The organism is Henriciella sp. (genome assembly GCF_029937755.1).
Classification (GTDB): domain Bacteria; phylum Pseudomonadota; class Alphaproteobacteria; order Caulobacterales; family Hyphomonadaceae; genus Henriciella.
This window is the reverse complement of the sequence record NZ_JAPYPG010000005.1, coordinates 115,645-136,203: the sequence shown is the minus strand read 5'-3', so window position 1 is coordinate 136,203 and position 20,559 is coordinate 115,645. Positions and strand designations below refer to the sequence as shown.

Here is a 20,559-nt window from a genome sequence, read left to right as displayed (position 1 = left end):
TGGTTAAGAAAAGCGTTAACCAGACGCATGTTAGCCCGAATCCTCAACAGAATGCGGGCCGATGCGAGACCTTCGTGACCAGATTGACGGTGTATGGCGCGCCGCTTCGAGGCTGACTTCAGCTTCGGGTGGCCGGTGCGTGATGTTCATCTCGTCGCGCGAAGGCGAGGGGACGAGCAGTATTGCCGCCTCCTTCGCGCTGCTGGCCGCGCGCAAGTCCCAGAAATCGACCTGGCTTCTCGACCTCGACCTGCGCCGGAATGCGGCCTTTTCCTCTTTCGAGGAGGGCTTTGCCCGGGGCGTTGGCAAACCGGGCCGGGCCTATGACGCATCGCTGCGCACCGAGCCGATTTATTCCGTCTCTCAACCCGGCACCGCGGGTGAGGCGGCGAAGCCATCGCCCAAACTGCTGAGCGTGCATGAGATCGAGAATACGCGCCTGCTTGTTTCGCGGTTCCGGACCGAGCTTCTGCGCAAGGGCCAGCACGTGCAGCTGCGCTCCCGGCCGGGCTGGTGGGAGAAGGTCCGGCAGGCGGCTGACTGGATCGTGGTTGATGCTCCGGCGTTGACCCGTTCACCTGCCGGTCTTGCCTTTGCCGCACAGGCCGATGGGGTCTTTATCGTCGTCGAGGCCGATTCCACCGGGGCCGAAGAGGTCGCCAGCCTGCGTGACGAGATTATCAGTCATGGCGGCAAGGTAGCAGGCCTGGTGCTGAACAGGATGGGAAGCGATGCCCGTTTCGCAGACCGCCTCGCTGGATAGGACACCGCTCCAGAGCCTTCTGCGCTTTGCCGAATACGCGACAGTCTTCGCCTGCCTCGTCATGTTCACTGAAGGCCTGCTACCGCGTCTTTTTGCCAGTGAGACGGACCCTGAAAGCACGCTGCTGCGCATGCTCTGGCTGCCTGTCTATGGTCTTGTGGTCATTGGCTGCCTGTTCGAACTGCCGCGGCTTTTCCGGATATCGGTTCGGCTCCCGTTCCTAATCTTCATTCTCATTCTTGCCTGTGCTTCCTGGGCCTGGTCGATCAATCCGGAAGTGACCGAGCGACGGGCCATCGCCATCGTTGCAACGACCTTGGCCGGTCTGTTCCTCGCTGCGCGCTACGACTGGCGGACACTGCTGAGACTACTCGGCGCGGTTTGGCTGTTCATGGCGCTCGTCTCATTCATATCGGGCGTGGTTGCGCCGGGTATCGCCATCATGGATGAAGTTCACGTTGGAGCATGGCGCGGTATGTGGTGGGAAAAGAATGCCCTCGGCGGCCACATGGCAAGGGCGAGCTTCGTCTGTGCCTTCCTGCTCGTGATGGACCGGCGATGGCGGCTGGTCTGGGGCGGGGCGGTCACGCTCTGTGCCGCGCTGGTTATCCTGTCGACATCCAAGACGGCACTGCTCGGCCTGCTGGTGGGGCTTGGCGTCCTTGCAACCGGCGCATGGATGCGGCGCGGTGTTGTGACGACGCTCTCGACCATCTGGATCGGTTTCATTGCCGTTGGGGCCATGGCGCTCGTCCTCATCGTTGCGCCGGGGCTCATTTTCGAACTGCTTGGCCGGGATGCGACGCTGACGGGGCGGACTGACATCTGGACTGCGCTACTGGATGCCATCGCGGCGCGGCCCTGGTTCGGCTATGGCTATGGCGCCTTCTGGGGCATCGACTCCGAGCCGGCCTATAAGGTGCGGCTTGCGACAGAATGGCTCGTGCCAACGGCGCACAATGGCTGGCTGGAAACGGCTCTCTCCATTGGACTGGTCGGGCTGGCTGGCTTCATGTTGAGTTATCTGCTGCTGCTGGCGCGTGCCATTCGTCTGGCCATTTCCAGTTGGGAAGGCATCTTCGCGCTCGGTGTGGCCGCGCAATTCCTGCTCTTCAGCCTGTCTGAGAGTATCGCATTGCAGCAGAATACTATCGTCTGGGTGGTTTATGTTGCTGTGGCTGCCAAGGTCGCGATCAGTATGGCAGACCTGTCGGCGCGCGCACCCGGCCATCCCCTGCAGGAGTCAGTGATTGGCAGCGGCAGGTTCGGCGGGAGCGGCACCCGTGCGGGGCTGGTTCGCACTCGCTGAGACGATTGGCCCGGTCTGCCTCACTGTCGCGGCGCCATAGAAGCGCATCTTCTTCCAGAACAGTATCTTGCCGAGGCCGCGTATAGCCTTATCCAGCTGGAAGGCCCGGTTCGGGTCACGCACAACCCACAGGGCAAGCCAGGCTGTGCCGTGAATAGCGGCCTTTACGGTACCAATTCCCATCCACATCAACAGGCTGCCATAGCGCGGCGGGCTCGCCTTGCGCGCCATGGTGCAGGGGCCCTGGCCATAGGCGAGCGCCCGGCGAAGCGTGTAGGAAAGCGAGAGGCGCTGGCGCAAAGGGTGTTCGTAGACGGGTGCGTTTTCTGCCCAGGCGAACTTGCCCCCACCCTCGCGGATGCGCGCGAAGAGAACGTCATCCTCGCCGCCGACTTCGTTCATCCGCGCATCGAACCAGGGCTTGGCGCCCGGAATCTGCCGGGTATCGAGCAGGGCGTTGCCGCAGCCCCATGGCTTGTCGATATAGCCATCCTCGAGACCGGGATCACGCGCGAAGAAATGTTCGAAATAGGCGCGGTGCTGATGGATGCCGTCGGGAAGGGCCGTCATGACCGGCCCGAACGTAACCGCCGCCTGATAGCGCGAATATGCTTCGATCAGCCCGTCGAGCCAGTGGATAGGTGCGGTCTGGTCGTCATCCAGAAAAGCGACCAGCGGCGTCGTGAGTGCATCCATCGCAGCATTGCGCGCATTGGCGACGCCCGGCTCGGGCGCATGCAGGTAGGTCAGATGCAGCGTATCGGGTGCCTGGTTTTCCAGCGCATCGAAAGCAAAGCGGGCGGTCGCTTCACGTGAGTTATCGACCACGAGAACCTTGAAGCCTGTCTTGCGGGCGGTCTGCCAGAACAGGCTCTGGACAGCGCGATGCAGGCTTTCCGGCCGGTTGTAGGTCGGAATGACAACAGTGACGTCTCGACTCGTCATGCGCCTCCCTTACCTCGAATTGTCGAAAGCGCCATAGAGGGCGTGACCAATTCTGCACCCGTGTTGCGAGCAAGCCTCACAAGCCTGCGCAGCCGGTCGGGCCTGGTTCCCCACGGGCTGGGGCGTTCACGAACGTCATGCGTGAAGATGAAGAGCCATGTCGGAAGCCTGGCTGACCGCTCAATCGCGGCTGTAGCGCGCGCGACGCTGTCTTCGCTTTCGTCCAGCTCATAGGCCGAGAGCTGCATCAGGTCGCTACCCTTCCCGTTCGGGCCGGCGAGCACACCGCGCGCGACATCGAAGCGCGAGGCGAGCTTCGGCTTCAGCCGGGCGCGTGTCTCACCGTAGGGCCATGCGAATTGCGTGACAGGCGTTTCGAGCCCCATGGCGGCGAGCTGTGCGAGATTGGTGTCGATATCGGCCAGAACAGTGGCGGTGTCTGAGCGGGCGCAATCAAGATGAGTTTGCGTATGGGCGCCGATCTCATGTCCACCGGCCGTCAGCGCCTTCAAATCATCGGCATCGAACAGGTCGCCGCTGAGATTCGTCGTGCTCGCCATGCCAGTGCAGGCGTAAAAGCAGCCCTTTGCGCCGACCTCATCCAGGATCTCCGCGCCTGTATCGGCAGCAGATTTCGGAAAATCGTCAAAGGTGAAGCAGATCTGCGTTCGTTGCGGTGAGGCCTTCAGCGGACTTGCAACCGACCAGCGTGTCAGCCGGCGGGTGACCTTTGCGGGCAGCGAGCGGTCGGGCTGATAGGCCTCCATCGTCTGCGCCGTCATCAGAGGTGCTCGCTGTAGCAGAAGGCGCGATAGAACTTCAGGGCCATGAGCCGCGCCTTCATGGGCATCCAGGTGGTGCGGGCCATCAGCTTGCTGGTTGCTTTCCAGAAGCCGCCCAGTGGCAGACGCTTTACGCGCTGTGCCATGCGGAACAGGCGCATGGATTTCGCCGCTTCGGGGTGACGCTCGACCAGCCGGGCGAAATTGGCGCCGGAGCTGCCGAATTTCTTCAGGAGGTCATTCGTGGTGTCGAGGCCAAGATGCGTGGTGGTATTGTCGATGTGCTTTATGTCGAAGCGCTCGCTGACCCGAAGGCCCCAGTCGACATCCTCCCATCCCCAGCCAGAGAAGCCATCATCGAAGGGGACGGCCTTCAGCACGTCCTTGTGGACGAGAATGTTGGAGGTGAAGACAAAGCGGCCCGGCGCACGGGAACGAGCCTCGGCCGTCAGGCATTCCGATGCGGCGGATTGAGCGGCATGCAGGGCCGTCTGCTGTGTAGGCTGAACCTGCCACAGCGTGAATCCGCCCGCCACAAGAGCCGGCGCCTCGCTCTTGCGAATGGCTTCGAGATATCGGCTCAGGAACGTGTCATTGTCGGGACGCATGTCTGCATCGATGAACAGGATCCAGTCGGTTTCGGCCATTGCCACAAGGCGGTTGCGGGCATGGGAGCGGCCCCTGTTCTGTTTGGCCGTCAGCAGTCGCGCCGGCCCCGGCCAGGCCATGACCTGGCGGGCAAGCTCGCGCGTCATCTTGTCATCGGCAGACCCATCATCGAACAGCAGAAGCGTTGTGCGGGCCGCATCCGGCATTCGCGTCAGTGTCGCGATCAGGGGGCGGGCGCTGTCATGATAGCAGGGGACGCAGACGGTAAGGGCGGCTTCGCCGGAAATGCCGTTCGACAGGACGGCCTCGCCAGCATGGGTTCTTCCGACGCTGAAAGCGGCGGTTTCGGACTGTAGTGTAAAGGCCGTGTCCGGCATCGGGCGATCTCCTATCGCTGTCGGCGCCAGTCACCAAGCAAACATGGTGCCGTTGCGAAGAGGATAAACAGATCGAACCAGAAAGAGGCGCGGTTCACATACTCCATATCGAGACGAACGCGCTCGCGGACCTCCTCGCGGGAATGGACCGGACCTCGTGAGCCATTAATCTGTGCCCAGCCTGTAATGCCGGGTTTGACCCGGTGCCGGTGGGCATAGTCACTCACCAGGCCTTGAACCTCTGCGTCCTCGGCCGTCATGCCGATGGCGTGCGGACGGGGACCAACCAGCGACATCTCCCCAGTCAGGACATTGATCAGCTGCGGCAGCTCGTCGAGCGACGTCGCGCGGATGAAGCGGCCAACACGGGTCACGCGCGGATCCTTGTGGACGGTCTGGTGGCTCATCCGCTCCTCCGCTCTCGGATTGTGGAGCATGGATCGGAATTTCCAGACCCGAATGACCTGGTTGTTGAAGCCATGACGCTTCTGGCGGAAAAAGACCGGCCCGCGGCTGTCCAGCTTGATCGCGAGGGCGGTGAGCAGGATGACGGGACTGAACACGGCCAGCATCAGGGAGGCAAATACGAGGTCTGCCATCCGTTTGATAACAGCCCGGCGCAGATTGTCCGGGGCCCCGGAGACATAGGCCGCTGGCGACTGGGCAATGCGGGCGAGCGATTCCGTTTCCGGGTCGAAGCCTTCCAGGTCGAGCAACAGGACGACGCGTTGTGGCAGGACGCGCAGCCGGTCGATCAGCTGCCGGACACGGACCCGCGCATCGGATGTCACGGTGACAATGATGCGGTCGATGTCGGGCAGACGGTCCCAGTTCATCAGGTCATCGAGCCGTCCGAGCACCGGCACACCGGCCATCGAGACAGGCGCGCGTGACAGCCGGTCGTCAAAGACCCCTACAATGTTGAGTTCGCGCGTATCGTGATTGCGCTGGAGCAGTCGGCGGGCGTTCGGTGTCGCGCCAACGAGGACCACATTTTCTGACAGTGCGCCTTGCCGCGTCAGGATCTTGAACAGGACGACCAGATGCGCATGCAGCACTATGGTGAAGGCGAAAGCGAGATAGGCCGCCCCCATGACCCAGCGCGTCTGCTGGGCAGGATAGAGCAGGCTGGTCAGGAAGGTCAGGGTAATGAGTGCCAGACCGGCGCCAAGGCAGACACGCATCACCTGTTGGGTCACAGGCCGCGAATAGGACAGACGGTAGGCATCGGCGTTGCGCAGGCCAAGGCTTATGGCCACGGGAATCATGACGAAGGGGAGGACGGTGGATACCGGCGCTGAGAGCAACTCATAGCCCGCCACATGTAGGGCGAGCCAGGCGACAAAGGAGGCAAGGACCAGATCGGCAGACTTCAGCACTTCCCGCAACAGCGGCCGGTTCATTGCATGATGGCGTGGATGAATCCGCTCTGCGGCTTCAGTCAGGCTTGCCCGGTCGGCAGATGCCTTCGGGGCCGGATGTGGCGGGAGTGTATCCTCCACGGAATTGGAGTTCGCTGGAACACTGAAATGGGTAAGGCCTTCGGCCATTCGGGAGTCCTGCCAGTCGATGCAATGCAGATACTGCCAAAACAGGCTAAACATCGCGTTTCAGGGCTGTGTTCAATTTCATCTAATCGCGTGGCTCGCCGCCTCCACGAATGCAAAGGAGCGCAGGGGGCTCGCGCCTAGATCTTGTCCTTGTACCACTCACGGGTGAGGAACCCGTCGATTAGGTCACAGACCAGACCGATCTCGGTCAGCGTTTCGATGAACCGGTCGGGATCAACCAGCGGCTTGAAGATCGAGCCGGCCTCGAACTGGTTTTTGGCCTCCAGGGCAATGGTCACATGCCCATCCTCGAATATGCCGCGCAGCTTGCCACCCTTGAAATGGCGTTCCAGGGCGATCAGGCGTTCCATTCGGTCCGGCGTGAGCAGTGACCGGGCCTCGACCTGGTCGGTGGAATACACCGTGAAGGCGTCTTCCAGCTCCTTCGAGACAAGATCGACCTGTTGCATGCCATTCTTGCGTCCCCAGCTCCACCAGCCATCGCGGGCGATCAGCGTGCGTCCGAGGAAGCGTTCGGGATAGTCGATGTTGAAAAGCAGGCCCTGGAATTTAGTGACGGTGCGCCGGTTCTTGCCGGATCCCTGTTGCTCTGTGAGTTTGCATTCGACCATGGTGAAGTTGGCGTCGGCGCGCACGCCTTCGATCAGGTCCTCGAACTTCCGGCTGTCATAGGATGGCATGAGGCCGGCCTCTTTCAGCCGGTCGAAGGCTGGTGTCGGCGGCTCGTTCATTTCCTTGAAGCTCGACATGTTCGACTGCGCCCAGCTGGCGAGACTCTTTAGGCCGGATATGCCGCCCATATCGACGTGCATGGTGTCATACTGGAAGCCGAAACAGTCGCATGCTGCCCCCACGACGAGCTGCTTGGTCTGCGACTTCATCGAGAAGACCGGAATCCAGACCGCTGCGCAGGCAAGGAAAGTTACAACGATGCCGGCAAAGATGCCGAACGGGAACATCACCTCGAAGCCGATGGCGAAGGTCAGGATGGCAAGAAGCACCAGCACGATCCCGCCAACCATCACCGTGCGTTTTATGGCGCGGCCGATGACGGCCTTGCGCTGTTCTTCCAAGCGCTCAAGTTGCGGCGCCAGCGTGTCGCGCCAGGTAACAATAGCCGCCTCGAATTCAGGCCGCTTGTGCCGGATATTGTCGAAATAGATGTCGAGTGCCGCCTGCATGCTGCTGTCCCCCTTATTTACCCCGGCCGAAGGGCTATGATTCCTCCTGCGTCGACCAGAGATTCCGTTCCGGGGAGGCTATATGCGCAAGCCGCGTTAGCAAGCCGTGAAGCATGCCTGCCTCTTCAGGTGAGAGAGAGGCAAGGAGTTCACGCTCATAGGCAAGCGCGCGGGGGATAATGGCATCATAGATGTCCCGGCCCTTGGCTGTCAGGCGGAGGTCGGCCTTGCGCCGGTCGGCATGGTCGGATTTGCGAGAGATGATGTTGCGCTCAGTAAGGCTGGCGGCTGCCCGGCTGACAGCCGGCTTGTCCATCAGCGTGCGGTTGGCAACCTCAGTCGAGGTCAGCCCGTCACTCTCGCCGAGTACGGCGATAATCCGCCACTGCCAGATCGAGATATCGAACTCCCGCTCATACATGTCGGCAATCTTGCGCGACACCGCGTTCGAAAGCACCGACAGGCGGTATGGCAGGAAGCCATCGAGCTTCAGCGTGTCCTGGGCGTGATCCTGCTTGGCGTCTGTCGAATTCTTCATCCGTAATCGGGTCTCCGAGGTTGATTTAGTTGCAAATGCAACTATTATGGGATCTGTCACACAGCACAAGGATAAGCACATGGCGGACCTGTTTGAAAATCCGGCTGGCCTCGACGGCTTCGAATTCATTGAGTTTTCAGCACCAGAGAAAGGCGTTCTCGAGCCTGTCTTCGAAGTGATGGGCTTCACCAAGGTGGCCCGTCACCGCTCCAAGGATGTCGAGTTGTGGCGCCAGGGCGGCATCAACCTGATCACCAACTATGAAAAGGGTTCGCCGGCCTATTATTTCTCCCGTGAGCACGGGCCGAGCGCCTGCGGCATGGGCTTCCGCGTGAAGGATGCCAAACAGGCCTATGAATACCTGCTCGAGAAGGGCGCTGAACCCTGCGACGTGCCCGCCGGCCCGATGGAGCTGAAACTGCCCGCGATCCGCGGCATCGGCCATTCGCTGATCTATCTCATCGACCGCTATGCCGATGAAGGCGATGACGGCCTGTCGATCTATGACATCGATTTCGAATATCTGCCGGGCGTCGAGAAGTATCCCGAAGGCGCCGGCTTCAAGCGCGTCGACCACCTGACGCACAATGTCTACAAGGGCCGGATGCAATACTGGGCCGACGAGTTCTACGGCCCGCTCTTCAACTTCAAGGAAATCCGCTACTTCGACATCAAGGGCGAGTATACCGGCCTCACCTCCAAGGCGCTGACGGCGCCGGACGGCAAGATTCGTATCCCGCTCAATGAGGAAGGCGAAGGCGGCAAGGGTCAGATCGAGGAGTTCCTGCGCGAGTATAATGGCGAAGGCATTCAGCACATCGCGCTCATCTGTGACGACCTCGTCGAAGCCTATGACCGGCTGAAAGCGCTTGGCGTGCCGATGATGACGCCGCCGCCGGACACGTATTACGAGATGCTCAGCGAGCGCCTGCCGGGCCATGGCCGTGATGAAGCTGCCCTGAAGGCACGTGGCCTTCTGCTCGATGGCACGACCGAGGGTGGACAGCCGCGCCTTCTGCTCCAGATCTTTGCAGAACCGCAGGTCGGTCCGGTCTTCTTCGAATTCATCCAGCGCGTGGGTGACTATGAGGACGGCTTCGGTGAGGGTAACTTCAAGGCCCTGTTCGAATCCATGGAGCGCGATCAGATCAAGCGTGGTACGCTGAAGGTTGAGGAGGACGCATAATGTCCACACCTGCCCCCAAGCTGGGCGGCGTCCACCACGTCGCCTATCGCTGCAAGGACGCGAAGGAGACGGTCGAGTTCTACAACAAGCTGCTCGGCATGGACTTCCAGCTTGCCATCGCAGAGGACAAGGTGCCGTCCACCGGCGCGCCCGATCCGTACATGCACGTCTTCCTCGATGCGGGGAACGGCAATGTGCTCGCCTTCTTCGAACTGCCCAACAGCCCGGAGATGGACCGCGACCAGAACACGCCGGAATGGGTCCAGCACATCGCTTTCAAGGTTGAGACGATGGACGACCTGATGAACGCCAAGAAGCGGGCCGAGGATATGGGCCTCGACGTGGTCGGGCCGACCCATCACGGCATCTTCAAGTCGATCTATTTCTTCGATCCGAACGGCCACCGTCTCGAACTCGCCTGTGACATCGGTACGCCCGAGCAGATGAGCGAACTCAAGTCTGTCGCTTATGACATGCTGGACGAGTGGGCGCAGACAAAGAAAGCGCCGCGCCATGCGGCCTGGCTGCATGAAAAGATCGCCGAAGAATCCGCTTGAGTCAGCTGTTGTGAGTGAGCGTAAATACTGAATACGCTCAGGCAGTTATAAGTCGTTATATCTCGATGGCCCGCGGCTTTTTGTGAGCGGGCCATCGAATATTTGAGGGCCTCGGAGGTTATTCTTGTGGACTATTTTTCCTGATGGGCGCAATTTCTCCGTAACAGGAGGAATTTCGATGGGGACTTCACGTATCTGGTTAGCCGGGGCGGCGCTTTGCGTCTCGGGCCTGGTCTCATGTGTTTCCGGTGAAGCGACCGAGAGCGAAGAGCCGACGCCGACTTTCGTCGATCCGGTCACGCTTTCGCAGAACCGCTGCGGCGGCAAGACGGCTCCGCTTTCAGGACAAGATACAGCCGCGACGGCACTGGCAGAAGTCAGTTTCGATTACGGGAAACCCTTCGCCCTTCCGGACGATGTCGTTGCGCACTTTCATTATCCTGTGGCCACTGACAGCGATCTCGCCCAGGGCTGGTTCGATACCGGGCTCGCTCACATGGCGAACTTCAACCATGATGAAGCCATCGCCGCCTTCCGCGAGGCCCAGCGGCAGGACCCCGCTTGCGCGATGTGTTTCTGGGGAGAAGGTTTCGCCTTTGGGAGCAATATCAACGCTCCCTTTGAGCCCGCGCGCGGGGCAGCCGGACTGGTCGCAGCCGAAAAGGCATCCGAGCTGGCTGACACAGCCTCTGAAAAGGAAGCGGCGCTGATTTCCGCGCTGGCGGCACGGTATCGTAAACAGGACGGAGAGGTGGTTGAGGATGCCGCTGCCTTCGCTGACCGGATGGACGTGGTCTCGCGTACATACTCCGATGACAAGCTGATCCTTGCCTTGGCTGCCGAAGCCAATATGGACACCCAGCCATGGGACTATTGGCAGGCTGGCTCCCGCGTTCCGAAGGGGCGCACGGCACGAACGCTCGAACTTCTGGAAACGGCGCTCGATATCGATGCCGACTTCGCGCCGTCCATCCATCTCTACATCCATGCGACCGAGGCATCGACCGATCCGTTCCGTGCTGAAGGGTTCGCTGACACGCTGCACCAGCACGATCTCGGCATCGGCCACCTCGTCCATATGCCTTCCCACATCTATCTGAGGCTGGGCCGCTGGAAGAAGTCGATCGACGCCAATATCGATGCCATTGCGGCGGATGAGGCCTACATTGCTAGCAGTGAGAATGCGGCCTTTTATGGCGCGGTCTACTACCCGCACAATGTCCATTTTGTGATCGCCAATGCGCAACTTGGCGGCGACGCTGACACCGCGATCTCGATGGCTGACAAGCTCGGTAAGATTGTCGAGATGGACCCCGACGCGCCTTCGCCGCTTGTCGAGCATGTTGCGGCAGCGGAAGTGTTTACCGCGCTTCAGTTCGGCTCCGACGAGGATGTGCTTGCTCGTGAGGAGCCGCCAGCTGCCCATCTTTATATGCGGATGGCCTGGCATTATGCGCGTGGTGTTGTCTTCGCCCGGCAGGGGGAGATGGCAAGAGCCAGTCGCGAACTTGCCTCCCTCGAGGCTCTGAGCGATGCGCCGGGTTTTGACACCTATGCCATGTACGGCGCACCGCTGCCGGGACTGGTGGACGTCGCCAGCCTGACGCTGGAAGGCCGCCTGGCCGCCGCTGAAGGCGAGTATGGTGCGGCCATTCATAGTCTGGAAGCGGCAGCTGATGCGCAACAGCAACTGCCGTATTTTGAGCCGGCCTGGTGGTATTATCCGACGCGGCAGACACTTGGGGCCTATCTGTTGCTGGATGGTCAGACGGATCGGGCGGAACGCGAATTCTTCAAGACGCTGATCGACTCGCCAAACAATGCCTACGCCCTTTATGGACTTGCGGAGACGTATGAAGCAGCTGGGAACGAACGGTCAGCGGCATATGCCCGCCATCTGTTTGAGGAAGCATGGCTCGGTGAAGATGATGCGGTCCCGACGCTGGCCGATCTTTGAAACCTGCCTAGCGTGGTCGCATGTGCGCGAGTGCCAAAAAGACCTGATTCCGCATCCGTCATAGGCCACAAGGCTCCGTGCCTTCCATGAGCAATGATGAGGGCAGTGCGTCATGACAGGCCGTGCCATCTCGCCTAGAGTGTGGGCCAGCGAATAGGAGGCGCCACATGTCCAACACCATCAACCTCAGCCGCCGTCACCTGATGATGGGCGCCGGCGCGGTCGCAATGGCCCTGTCGGCTGGTGCCGCTTCGGCGCAGGAGGGCGGGGCTGGCAGCGGTAATGGCCTCAGTGGAAAGTCCGTCCTCATTACCGGTACCTCTTCCGGCTTTGGCCGGCTTGGCGCTGAACACTACGCCAGGCTCGGCGCTAAGGTCTTTGCGACCATGCGCGATATGCCCCGGCCTGAAGCGGAAGAACTGAAAACGCTGGCCGAGGCGGAAGACCTCGACATCACGGTGATCGAGATCGATGTCACCTCCGATGAACAGGTCGAAGCCGGTGTAGCCCAGGCGCTTGAAGCGACGGGTGGAAAGCTGGACGTTTTGATCAACAATGCGGGCATTGCGATGTCCGCGCCGGTCGAAGTGATGGATATGGAGGCGACCCGGCGCATGTTCGATACGAACGTGTTCGGCCCTCAACGTATGATCCGCGCGGTCCTGCCAGCGATGCGGAAGGCCGGGAAGGGCCAGGTCTTCAATGTGACCTCGCAATTGGGCCGGGTGATCATTCCGGGACTCGGACAGTATTCGCCGACGAAATTTGCGCTGGAGGCCCTCTCCGAGCAGTTGGCCTATGAGGTCGTGGCCAAGGGCATAGACATTACGATCATTCAGCCGGGCGGCTATCCAACGGAGATTTGGGAGAACGGCGCGCGCTATTCCGCCCAACTCAAGGCACGCACCCCAGAAGCGCTGCTCGAAGGCTATCCGCAGCTTACTGCCGGAATGGGTGAACGTGGCGGTGGCGGCGGGGACACCGACCCGATGGACGTCCCGCGAGCAATCGCCGAGATCATGATGATGTCGGCGGGTACGCGTCCACTTCGCCGGCCGGTCCATCCGCGTGCCAAGCCGCAGGTTCCGATCAATGAGGTCTCTGCCCAGCAACAGCTCGCCATGCTTGGTGGGTCCGGTTACGGACCGATGGTCAAGGCGGTCCTCGACAGATAGGGCGGGGGCGGCCTACTCGCTGTCTTGATAGGTGCAGGTTGCCGTTATGAAGGTCTCGTGCAGGCTGTTCTCATGGGTTCGCAAGCGCTGCCAGTAAAGCGTTGGGGTTTCGGTCTGCAGGCCCATAAAGGTGACGCTGTCAGCCAGCCCCTCAGACAGGATCCGGTAAGCGAGATTGTCATCATCGATACTGGTCTTGCGGACAGCTGGCTTGCCGGTTCGGGCAAATGCTTCCCCGTCGAAGACTTCCGGAGCCGGTGGCAGGGTTCCCCCTTCAACACGGTCATCCTTGATCATGGCGGTGACGGCGGCCTCCTCGAGACCCGCTTCGAAATCGACGGCCGGATCGTCAGTATAGCGTGCGGACCAGCCGTCACAGACCAGCAGGGTTCGGGCGGGCGTCTCGTCTGCGATGGCCGCTCCTGTCCCAGGGAGGCATGCAAAGCTGGCAAGCGCGAATACAACTCGGACGGTCATGGCATGTCCCTTTTCCTGAGCGTTACCGGACAGACGGTTGCTGGCTGCCGTCGGGCTCATCGCATCTGCTTATCATGATGCACGACCGCGCAGAACCGCAGCGAAAGGAAAATCCCGTGTGCTGACCTGCGGGAACGTATCAAAAACAGATCTCACACGTCAGACTTGTACCGTCTTGAAATTTACGGGGAATTATGACCGGTTACCTTCACCGACAGACGCAGGTAATTTTAAGGGAGTGCGTCCCGGCATGAAGCAAGATCCGGAAGAAATGTATCGTCTTGTTTATGTCAGCACGGCGGTAGACGGGCTGAGTGACGAAGACATTGAGGACATCCTCAACGTCTCTCAGTCAAACAATGATGAGCGCTACCTTACCGGCTTCCTGGCGCATAATGGCCGGAGCTTCATGCAGGCGATCGAGGGGCCGCGTGAAGAGGTCAACGATATCTATTCGCGTATCGCCAAAGACAAGCGTCATTACGGAGTGGCTCAGATTATCGGTGAGCCGATCAGCGCGCGTGCCTTCCCGGAATGGACGATGAATTATCATCGCGTGGACGACGATGAAGGGTCTTCCACGATGGTTATTCGCAAGGATGATTCCATTGATGTCCTGATGAGTCCAGACATGCCCCGCGACCTGCTCTATCTCTTCTCCAAGTTCATCCGTATGCGCTAGGCTTCTTGCTCGAGGCGGCCTGTCCCGGTCGCGGGCACCACGCTAACCCTCTGGAAACCGATATCTGTAATACTTCACGGCGATGTCTGTGAATGTGGTCCCCGAGGATAGAATGGATAGTGAGATGCAGCTCCTGATGGCGCGCATTGCCCATCTCGGCGAGATAGGTGAAGCTGAAGCCCGGCGCATTGTGAACGAGGTGTATCGCGACGGTGTGGTAACTCGTGAAGAAGCCGAAGCATTGTTCCGTCTCAATGAGCAGCTGGCTGATCGTGACCCTGTCTGGGTCGAGCGTTTCATTGAGGCCCTTAAGGACTTTCTGCTCACGCGCGAAGCTCCCCAAGGCTGGATCAGTGACGATGAAGCCAGTTGGTTGATGAAGGTCATCGGCCGCGACGGACATGTCGAGAGCGAGAGTGAAATTGATCTCCTGCTTGAGCTTCTACGCTATGCGGAGGGGGCCCCGGAGGAACTTTCACGCTTCTGTCTGGAGGCTATCTCGCACAGGATCATCGAGAACGGCGTTGCCAACGAAGCGATGAGTGAGCGCATGCGGCGGATACTCTCCGCGCCAGGAGGCGAAGCGGGCCTCTGGGTCAGCCGGCATGAAGCCATTGTGCTGTTCCGGACAAATGATGCCATTGCAGAAGCGCCAAATGCGAAGAGCTGGAACAATGTCTTTGCCAAGGCAATTCTCAACCACCTGCTCTCTGCCGCCCACCCGGAACCCGATACCGAAGCCGATGCGCTGGCCCGCGAAGCCTGGCTTGAGGACAACAAGGCGAGCGTGGGCGGTTTTTTCTCAAAGATGGTGAATGCCTTCACCAGCGGCTCATGGTTCGACAAGGTGAGCTACGATGCCGAGGCCGCAGCCCGGGCGCGCTATATGGCAAAGGAAGTTGCCACGAAGACCGGCAAGCAGATTATCGAGGAAGAGAGCAAGTGGTTCTTGCGTCGTCTCGGCTGGGACAAGACGGTCAGTCCGGCCGAGCGCACCTTGATCGAACTGCTGAAGTCTGAAGCGCCGGGCTTTGCGCGCGGCTTGCGTGAGGCGACGCAGGCTATGGACGCGGCATAGCAACATGCTGGCGACGGTCCTCGGCATTGCCGCCCTTCTGGTCGTCATTACCAACACGATCCACCTTGGCGGGCTGGTGGTCCTCTCGGCCATCATGCGCCGTCAACGATTCCATCCCGCGCATCTGGAAACCAAGATCGGGCAGGGAACGTCAATCATTGTCTACGTGCTTTCGCTGTTTCTGCTGCATGCGATCGAAATCTGGGTCTACACTGCGGCGTTTCTCTGGGTGGGTGGTTTCGACAACCTGCATGACGCGCTCTACTTCTCCATCTCCGCCTTCACGACGGTCGGCTTTGGCGATGTCCTGCCGGCGGAGCCGTGGCGCCTGCTCGGAGCCACCGAATCAGCAAACGGTTTCCTGCTGATCGGCTGGTCGACGGCATTCCTTGTCTCGATTTCCAGCAAGATCCGCATGTTCGAAGCCAGTCTCGAGAAAGCCGCAACTCCGAAATCGCCTGAAGATCAGGGCGAGTGAAGAAACTCTGATGGCTGACGCAAGGTCAGATGATGGACAGGGCGGCGAGCGGGCTATAAGCCACTCCGAATTGTGTTTAGTTGCTGCTATTTCAGGGGGCAGTCATGTTCAAGAAGATCCTGATCGCCAATCGCGGTGAGATCGCGGTTCGCGTCATCAAGACCTGCAAGCGCCTCGGCGTGAAGACAGTCGTTGTCTATTCCGATGCCGATGCCGCTTCCATGGCTGTCGAGATGGCGGATGAAGCGGTTCATATCGGTCCGCCACCAGCGTCCGAATCCTATCTCGTGATGGACAAGATCATCGATGCGGTGAAGCAGACCGGGGCGGAAGCCATCCATCCGGGTTTCGGCTTCCTCTCGGAAAATCCGGAGTTTGCCAGGCGGCTGGAAAAAGAAGGCATAACCTTCATCGGTCCGAACCCGCATGCCATTGAGGCCATGGGTGACAAGATCAGCTCGAAGAACCTGGCCGCCGAAGCCGGCGTGTCCACGGTGCCGGGCCATATGGGCCTGATCAAGGATACAGAAGAGGCCGTAAAGGTCTCCAACGACGTTGGTTATCCTGTGATGATCAAGGCGTCTGCCGGGGGCGGCGGCAAGGGCATCCGGGTCGCTTACAATGACAAGGAAGTCCAGGAAGGCTTCCCGGCGGTGAAGGCCGAAGCCAAGTCATCCTTCGGCGATGACCGTATCTTCATCGAAAAGTTTATCGAAAGCCCGCGTCACATCGAAATCCAGGTGATGGGCGACAAGCACGGCAACTGCGTCTACCTGTTCGAGCGCGAATGCTCGATCCAGCGGCGCAATCAGAAAGTCATCGAGGAAGCGCCAAGCCCGCTTCTCGACGAGGCGACCCGCAAGAAGATGGGCGAGCAGGCTGTCGCGCTGGCCAAGGCGGTGAACTACGACAGTGCCGGCACGGTCGAATTTGTTGCCTCAGGCGTCGACAAGAGCTTCTACTTCCTCGAGATGAACACCCGCCTGCAGGTGGAGCACCCGGTCACCGAGATGATCACGGGGGTCGATCTTGTGGAGCAGATGCTGCGCGTCGCGGCTGGCGAGAAGCTTGCGATCAAGCAGAGCGACCTCAAGATCAATGGCTGGGCGGTGGAGAGCCGCGTCTATGCCGAGGATCCGTACCGTAAGTTCCTGCCGTCCATCGGCCGGCTGAAACGCTTCCATCCACCCGAAGAGGGCAAGCTGAACGAAGGCACGGTGCGTATGGATTCCGGTGTCCGCGAGGGCGACGAGATCTCGATGTTCTACGACCCGATGATCGCGAAGCTCGTGACGCACGGCAAGGACCGGGATACCGCGCTTGATACTCAGGCTGCCGCGCTGGACCGCTTCCATATCGAAGGCATCCAGGACAACATCCCCTTCGTCGCCGCAGTGATGGACGAGGAGCGGTTCCGCTCCGGCGATATCACCACGAAATACATCCCTGAGCAGTTTCCCGAGGGTTTCAACGGGACCGAGCCGACCGACTATCAGACGCTGATCCTGACCGTGGCAGCAGCCTATGTGCATGGCGTTTTTGCCCGTCGCGCCGAGCAGATTTCGGGCCGGATGAGCGAGCCCGGTGCGCAGCGCAAGGACTGGGTCGTCATTCTCGGAGACACCCATCACGAGATCGAACTTGATCTCGGTGATCATGAAGCCACCATCCGGGTCGATGACAAGAACCACACGCTGGTCACAAACTGGCGCCCCGGAACCCACCTTTTCGAAGGCCGCCTCGATGGTGAACCATTCGCGGTGAAGTTTGCCGACAAGACCGAAGGCTACGTCTTCCGCCACCGGGGTGTGGCGGTGACCGCGCTCGTTTGCACGCCGCTGACCGCGAGCCTGCATGCCCGCCTGCCGGAGAAGCCGAAGCCGGATACATCCAAGCTGATCATTTCTCCGATGCCGGGGCTTGTCGTTTCGGTCGATGTCGAGCTTGGCATGGAGGTCGAGGAAGGCGAGGCAGTCTGTATCGTTGAGGCGATGAAGATGCAGAACATCATCCGCGCCGAAGCGACCGGCAAGGTCAAGACGATCAATGTCGGGGCGGGCGATAGCGTTGCCGCCGACGAAGTGATGGTCGAATTCGAATAGGCGGCAATTGCCGTAAGGGCCGGCGCGTCTTAACACGCCCCTTATGGGGCTAAAGGAGGCTTGTGATGGGAAACCTGCTATTTAATCCGCAGGGCAGGATCCTGAAGAACCGGTTCTGGCAGGGCCTCGTCGTGCTGACTGTGGCCTCCGTGATCATCACGGCGCTACCGGTCTATCTGGGCAGCATGTTCGGCCTGCTGAACCTGCTGATGATTTTTCCCTATATCTGCGTCTACGCGAAGCGCTTTCACGATGCTGGTACAACCGGATGGTGGGTGATTGCTGTCTGGCTCGCCGCCGTGGTGCTGAGCTTCATTGAAGGACTGTTTTTCGGACCGATCTTCCTTGGTGAGGAAGGCCGCGCTATTCAGGCCGAAGCGGCAGAGCGTCTGGCGCAGGGTGAGTTTGATGTCTTCCTGCAGGCGCAGGAGCGCCTCGCTGAAATCATGTTGCCGCTGTCGATCCTGACGACCGTCGTCAACAATGCAATTCTCGGTTTCATCGTCGGGTCACTGGCAACCGAACCGCGTACCAACAAGCATGGTCCGGTGCCGGGATCGGAGTATGACGACTTCAGCTGAGTTTTTCCTTATCGTTTATTGATAAATTTAGAATTGGGCGTATAACCGTTTTTCGATAAGAACGTGAAGGCCCTCCCGGATGTCTGATTCAAGCTCGACTGCGCTCGACCCGAAACGCCCATGGCTGACGGATGAGCGCCAACTGCCGCGCCACATGAACTGGGTGCAGACCTTGTTCAATCCGCTGGGGGCGTCGCCGAAGTTGCACTTCACGCGGGCATGGACACTGCTCTTCATGCTGCAGCTGATGATCATCGTTGGTCCATGGACCATTGCGGCCGTGCTGAACGCTGCCGGCGGCGAGGGGAAGCCTGTCGGTATGTTCGGCGTTTATGCGACCCCCATTGTATTCATCGCCACGACCCTGCTGTCCTATGTCATCCATTCACGCCGTTTGCTTGATGCCGGCAAGATACAGCTGCTCGCCGTCGTCCCTCTGATCCCGCTGATCATTGCGGTTGTTGCTTTCATGGGCGCGGCCAGTCAGCAATCGGCGCAGTATGACGAGCGCTTCGAAATGCGTCAGGACTACCTTGCCAATCCCGATGCCTTCCGGGCGAAGCAGCGCGAAAAGGCAGAAAAAGCCAAGCAGGAAGCCGAAGCGAAGGCCGCGGAAGCCGAGGCCAGTGGTGAGGAGGGCGCTGAGTCCCAGCCGACGCAACAAGGTCAAGGCCGTAGCGGCCCTGGCGCGCCCAGTATCCAGACTCTCGACCAGCCCATGGGTCCCAAGGCCGAAACAGTTCTCAAGAATGCGCTTCCGACCATTCAGATGATCATGATCCCGCTTTCGGCATTGGTTGCGATCTGGAGCCTGATGTGGGTCGCGCGCGCACCGATCCACATGCCGAAACTGGTCTATCCGCGCGATGGGCTCGTCTTTGCCCTTACGTCATTCCATGGGCGCCTCAGCCGCAAATGGTTCTGGGTCGGGGTGGTGGGCCTTGCCATCGTGGGCGGCCTGTTCGCCGGGATCGGTATGGGCCTGTCCGCGATCAGTCCCGTCTTCATGGTGATCCCGTTACTCGTCATTGTCGCGCAGGTCGCCATGTCAGCTGCGCTATACACAAAGCGTCTGCACGATATGGGGCATACTGGGTGGCTCCAGCTTGTCCCGTTTGTCGCGATGTTCGGGGTTCTCTTGCTTGAGCTACTACTGATCATGGGCTTCGGTGGCTTTTCGAGCCCTCCGAGCTGGATCTTCGCGGTTCATGTCTTCGCGGCGCTTGTGGTCGGCGTGACAACGCTTGTTTTCTTCCTCTGGGTCGGCCTTCAGCCGAATGATCCGGAGGACAATGAATACGGGCCCGCGCCGGACGTCATTCCGTGGGAGCCGGAAGGCGCCTATGCCTGAACCTCGCTGAGAGGCGGGGTGGTCTCGACAAGGCCCGAAGCGAAAACTTTCCGGAACGCTGCCTTCAGCGCGTCGTCGGCATCCTCCATCGTCACCGGCAGACCGAGATCGACCAGGCTGGTGACGCCGAGGCCGTCCTCGGAAATCCCGCAAGGCGTGATACCGGTAAAATGGGATAGGTCCGGTTCGACGTTCAGGCTGATGCCGTGGAAACTCACCCAGCGTTTCAGGCGCAGGCCGATCGCAGCAATCTTGTCTTCGCGCATCGGGCCGCCCGGTTGGGTGCGGTCGACCCAGACGCCGACGCGGCCGTCGCGGATCTCGCCTGTCACATTGAACCGGTCGAGCGCCTCGATGATCCAGGCTTCCAGCTTCGCCACGAAGTCGCGCACATCCTTTCCGCGCTGGGCGACGTCCAGCATGACATAGGCTACCCGCTGGCCGGGTCCGTGATAGGTGTATTGCCCGCCGCGCCCCGCATCATAAACAGGAAAGCGCGCCGCATCCTTCAGGTCTTCCGGCTTCGCACTCGTGCCGGCGGTATAGAGTGGGGGATGTTCCAGAAGCCAGACGAGTTCAGGCGCTCCGGTGTCGCGAATCGCGCGCACACGCCGCTCCATGAAAGCCAGAGCGGCCTCGTAATCCACGGGTGCCGGGCTCACAGCCCATTCGACGGAAGGAAAATCTGTCATTCTGCGCATATAGAGGTGCAAGGAGGGCTTCACAAAGCCTTCTCACGCACTTATACCCCGCACTCTTCCCGTACGGGATATGCGGTCGTGGCGGAACTGGTAGACGCGCAGCGTTGAGGTCGCTGTGGAGCAATCCGTGGAGGTTCGAGTCCTCTCGACCGCACCATC

At 60.3% G+C, this 20,559-nt stretch carries 20 protein-coding genes and 1 tRNA gene; 13 read left to right on the top strand and 8 right to left on the bottom strand.

Features of this window, described 5'->3' with window-relative positions:
- Positions 1-61: 61 nt before the first annotated feature.
- A complete protein-coding gene (locus tag Q1K29_RS12480; protein ID WP_300395303.1) occupies positions 62-763 on the top strand; it encodes a hypothetical protein in 702 nt (233 codons plus the stop codon).
- The gene (locus tag Q1K29_RS12475; protein WP_300395301.1) at positions 732-2,072 is read left to right on the top strand and encodes an O-antigen ligase; all 1,341 of its coding nucleotides are present in this window, start codon (positions 732-734) and stop codon (positions 2,070-2,072) included. Before Q1K29_RS12480 ends, Q1K29_RS12475 begins: the two co-directional genes overlap by 32 nt.
- Here Q1K29_RS12475 and Q1K29_RS12470 read toward each other — a convergent pair.
- The 6 genes from Q1K29_RS12470 to Q1K29_RS12445 all read right to left on the bottom strand — a co-directional run bounded on the left by Q1K29_RS12470 (position 2,007) and on the right by Q1K29_RS12445 (position 8,075).
- On the bottom strand, positions 2,007-3,017 hold the full coding sequence (locus Q1K29_RS12470) for a glycosyltransferase family A protein (RefSeq protein ID WP_300395299.1): 1,011 nt from the start codon (positions 3,015-3,017) through the stop codon (positions 2,007-2,009). The two genes, Q1K29_RS12475 and Q1K29_RS12470, sit on opposite strands and share 66 nt — an antisense overlap.
- Positions 3,014-3,799, bottom strand: coding sequence for a polysaccharide deacetylase family protein (locus tag Q1K29_RS12465; RefSeq protein WP_300395297.1), 786 nt, complete (start codon positions 3,797-3,799; stop codon positions 3,014-3,016). Before Q1K29_RS12465 ends, Q1K29_RS12470 begins: the two co-directional genes overlap by 4 nt.
- Positions 3,799-4,785, bottom strand: a complete 987-nt coding sequence (locus Q1K29_RS12460) for a glycosyltransferase family A protein (protein WP_300395295.1) — start codon at positions 4,783-4,785, stop codon at positions 3,799-3,801. Before Q1K29_RS12460 ends, Q1K29_RS12465 begins: the two co-directional genes overlap by 1 nt.
- Before the next feature lie 11 nt (positions 4,786-4,796).
- Complete coding sequence (locus tag Q1K29_RS12455) at positions 4,797-6,335, bottom strand: exopolysaccharide biosynthesis polyprenyl glycosylphosphotransferase (protein ID WP_300395293.1); 1,539 nt, start codon at positions 6,333-6,335, stop codon at positions 4,797-4,799.
- 137 nt (positions 6,336-6,472) lie between these two features.
- Complete coding sequence (locus tag Q1K29_RS12450; protein WP_300395291.1) at positions 6,473-7,537, bottom strand: DUF3137 domain-containing protein; 1,065 nt, start codon at positions 7,535-7,537, stop codon at positions 6,473-6,475.
- Between the two features lie 34 nt (positions 7,538-7,571).
- Positions 7,572-8,075 (bottom strand): MarR family transcriptional regulator, encoded by a 504-nt coding sequence (locus Q1K29_RS12445; protein WP_300395289.1) that lies wholly within the window; start codon positions 8,073-8,075, stop codon positions 7,572-7,574.
- Positions 8,076-8,154: 79 nt separating this feature from the next.
- On the opposite strand from Q1K29_RS12445, the gene hppD reads away from it, so the two are divergent.
- The 4 genes from hppD (at position 8,155) to Q1K29_RS12425 (ending at position 12,950) form a co-directional block, all read left to right on the top strand.
- Positions 8,155-9,261, top strand: coding sequence for a 4-hydroxyphenylpyruvate dioxygenase (gene hppD / locus Q1K29_RS12440; protein ID WP_300395287.1), 1,107 nt, complete (start codon positions 8,155-8,157; stop codon positions 9,259-9,261).
- Positions 9,261-9,818 (top strand): VOC family protein, encoded by a 558-nt coding sequence (locus tag Q1K29_RS12435; RefSeq protein ID WP_300395285.1) that lies wholly within the window; start codon positions 9,261-9,263, stop codon positions 9,816-9,818. Before hppD ends, Q1K29_RS12435 begins: the two co-directional genes overlap by 1 nt.
- Positions 9,819-9,996: 178 nt before the next feature.
- Positions 9,997-11,775 (top strand): tetratricopeptide repeat protein, encoded by a 1,779-nt coding sequence (locus tag Q1K29_RS12430; RefSeq protein WP_300395283.1) that lies wholly within the window; start codon positions 9,997-9,999, stop codon positions 11,773-11,775.
- 167 nt (positions 11,776-11,942) lie between these two features.
- Entirely contained in the window at positions 11,943-12,950 is a 1,008-nt protein-coding gene (locus Q1K29_RS12425; protein WP_300395282.1) for an SDR family oxidoreductase, read from the top strand.
- 12 nt (positions 12,951-12,962) lie between these two features.
- Here Q1K29_RS12425 and Q1K29_RS12420 read toward each other — a convergent pair whose 3' ends face one another.
- Positions 12,963-13,487 (bottom strand): hypothetical protein, encoded by a 525-nt coding sequence (locus Q1K29_RS12420; protein WP_300395281.1) that lies wholly within the window; start codon positions 13,485-13,487, stop codon positions 12,963-12,965.
- 190 nt (positions 13,488-13,677) lie between these two features.
- On the opposite strand from Q1K29_RS12420, the gene Q1K29_RS12415 reads away from it, so the two are divergent.
- The 6 genes from Q1K29_RS12415 (at position 13,678) to Q1K29_RS12390 (ending at position 19,699) form a co-directional block, all read left to right on the top strand.
- Complete coding sequence (locus Q1K29_RS12415; protein ID WP_300395279.1) at positions 13,678-14,109, top strand: BLUF domain-containing protein; 432 nt, start codon at positions 13,678-13,680, stop codon at positions 14,107-14,109.
- Between the two features lie 112 nt (positions 14,110-14,221).
- Positions 14,222-15,187 carry a hypothetical protein gene (locus Q1K29_RS12410; RefSeq protein WP_300395277.1) on the top strand — a complete coding sequence of 322 codons (966 nt, stop codon included), beginning with the start codon at positions 14,222-14,224 and terminating at the stop codon, positions 15,185-15,187.
- 4 nt (positions 15,188-15,191) lie between these two features.
- Positions 15,192-15,665: an ion channel gene (locus tag Q1K29_RS12405; protein WP_300395275.1), complete on the top strand. Its 474-nt coding sequence runs from the start codon at positions 15,192-15,194 to the stop codon at positions 15,663-15,665.
- A 104-nt stretch (positions 15,666-15,769) separates the two neighbouring features.
- Positions 15,770-17,767: an acetyl/propionyl/methylcrotonyl-CoA carboxylase subunit alpha gene (locus Q1K29_RS12400; RefSeq protein ID WP_300395273.1), complete on the top strand. Its 1,998-nt coding sequence runs from the start codon at positions 15,770-15,772 to the stop codon at positions 17,765-17,767.
- A 65-nt stretch (positions 17,768-17,832) separates the two neighbouring features.
- The gene (locus tag Q1K29_RS12395; protein ID WP_300395272.1) at positions 17,833-18,348 is read left to right on the top strand and encodes a DUF805 domain-containing protein; all 516 of its coding nucleotides are present in this window, start codon (positions 17,833-17,835) and stop codon (positions 18,346-18,348) included.
- Between the two features lie 79 nt (positions 18,349-18,427).
- Positions 18,428-19,699, top strand: coding sequence for a DUF805 domain-containing protein (locus Q1K29_RS12390; protein ID WP_300395270.1), 1,272 nt, complete (start codon positions 18,428-18,430; stop codon positions 19,697-19,699).
- Here Q1K29_RS12390 and lipB read toward each other — a convergent pair.
- Positions 19,690-20,391, bottom strand: coding sequence for a lipoyl(octanoyl) transferase LipB (lipB, locus tag Q1K29_RS12385; RefSeq protein WP_300395268.1), 702 nt, complete (start codon positions 20,389-20,391; stop codon positions 19,690-19,692). The genes Q1K29_RS12390 and lipB overlap by 10 nt on opposite strands.
- 81 nt (positions 20,392-20,472) lie before the next feature.
- Between lipB and Q1K29_RS12380 the strand changes: the two genes are divergently transcribed.
- A tRNA-Leu gene (locus Q1K29_RS12380) sits at positions 20,473-20,557 on the top strand.
- The last annotated feature ends 2 nt before the right edge of the window (positions 20,558-20,559 follow it).

Coding starts and splice junctions, on each gene's coding strand:
- Q1K29_RS12480 (WP_300395303.1), top strand. CDS start 62: ATGCGAGACCTTCGTGACCAGATTGACGGTGTATGGCGCGCCGCTTCG.
- Q1K29_RS12475 (WP_300395301.1), top strand. CDS start 732: ATGCCCGTTTCGCAGACCGCCTCGCTGGATAGGACACCGCTCCAGAGC.
- Q1K29_RS12470 (WP_300395299.1), bottom strand. CDS start 3,017: ATGACGAGTCGAGACGTCACTGTTGTCATTCCGACCTACAACCGGCCG.
- Q1K29_RS12465 (WP_300395297.1), bottom strand. CDS start 3,799: ATGACGGCGCAGACGATGGAGGCCTATCAGCCCGACCGCTCGCTGCCC.
- Q1K29_RS12460 (WP_300395295.1), bottom strand. CDS start 4,785: ATGCCGGACACGGCCTTTACACTACAGTCCGAAACCGCCGCTTTCAGC.
- Q1K29_RS12455 (WP_300395293.1), bottom strand. CDS start 6,335: ATGGCCGAAGGCCTTACCCATTTCAGTGTTCCAGCGAACTCCAATTCC.
- Q1K29_RS12450 (WP_300395291.1), bottom strand. CDS start 7,537: ATGCAGGCGGCACTCGACATCTATTTCGACAATATCCGGCACAAGCGG.
- Q1K29_RS12445 (WP_300395289.1), bottom strand. CDS start 8,075: ATGAAGAATTCGACAGACGCCAAGCAGGATCACGCCCAGGACACGCTG.
- hppD (WP_300395287.1), top strand. CDS start 8,155: ATGGCGGACCTGTTTGAAAATCCGGCTGGCCTCGACGGCTTCGAATTC.
- Q1K29_RS12435 (WP_300395285.1), top strand. CDS start 9,261: ATGTCCACACCTGCCCCCAAGCTGGGCGGCGTCCACCACGTCGCCTAT.
- Q1K29_RS12430 (WP_300395283.1), top strand. CDS start 9,997: ATGGGGACTTCACGTATCTGGTTAGCCGGGGCGGCGCTTTGCGTCTCG.
- Q1K29_RS12425 (WP_300395282.1), top strand. CDS start 11,943: ATGTCCAACACCATCAACCTCAGCCGCCGTCACCTGATGATGGGCGCC.
- Q1K29_RS12420 (WP_300395281.1), bottom strand. CDS start 13,487: ATGAGCCCGACGGCAGCCAGCAACCGTCTGTCCGGTAACGCTCAGGAA.
- Q1K29_RS12415 (WP_300395279.1), top strand. CDS start 13,678: ATGAAGCAAGATCCGGAAGAAATGTATCGTCTTGTTTATGTCAGCACG.
- Q1K29_RS12410 (WP_300395277.1), top strand. CDS start 14,222: ATGGATAGTGAGATGCAGCTCCTGATGGCGCGCATTGCCCATCTCGGC.
- Q1K29_RS12405 (WP_300395275.1), top strand. CDS start 15,192: ATGCTGGCGACGGTCCTCGGCATTGCCGCCCTTCTGGTCGTCATTACC.
- Q1K29_RS12400 (WP_300395273.1), top strand. CDS start 15,770: ATGTTCAAGAAGATCCTGATCGCCAATCGCGGTGAGATCGCGGTTCGC.
- Q1K29_RS12395 (WP_300395272.1), top strand. CDS start 17,833: ATGGGAAACCTGCTATTTAATCCGCAGGGCAGGATCCTGAAGAACCGG.
- Q1K29_RS12390 (WP_300395270.1), top strand. CDS start 18,428: ATGTCTGATTCAAGCTCGACTGCGCTCGACCCGAAACGCCCATGGCTG.
- lipB (WP_300395268.1), bottom strand. CDS start 20,391: ATGACAGATTTTCCTTCCGTCGAATGGGCTGTGAGCCCGGCACCCGTG.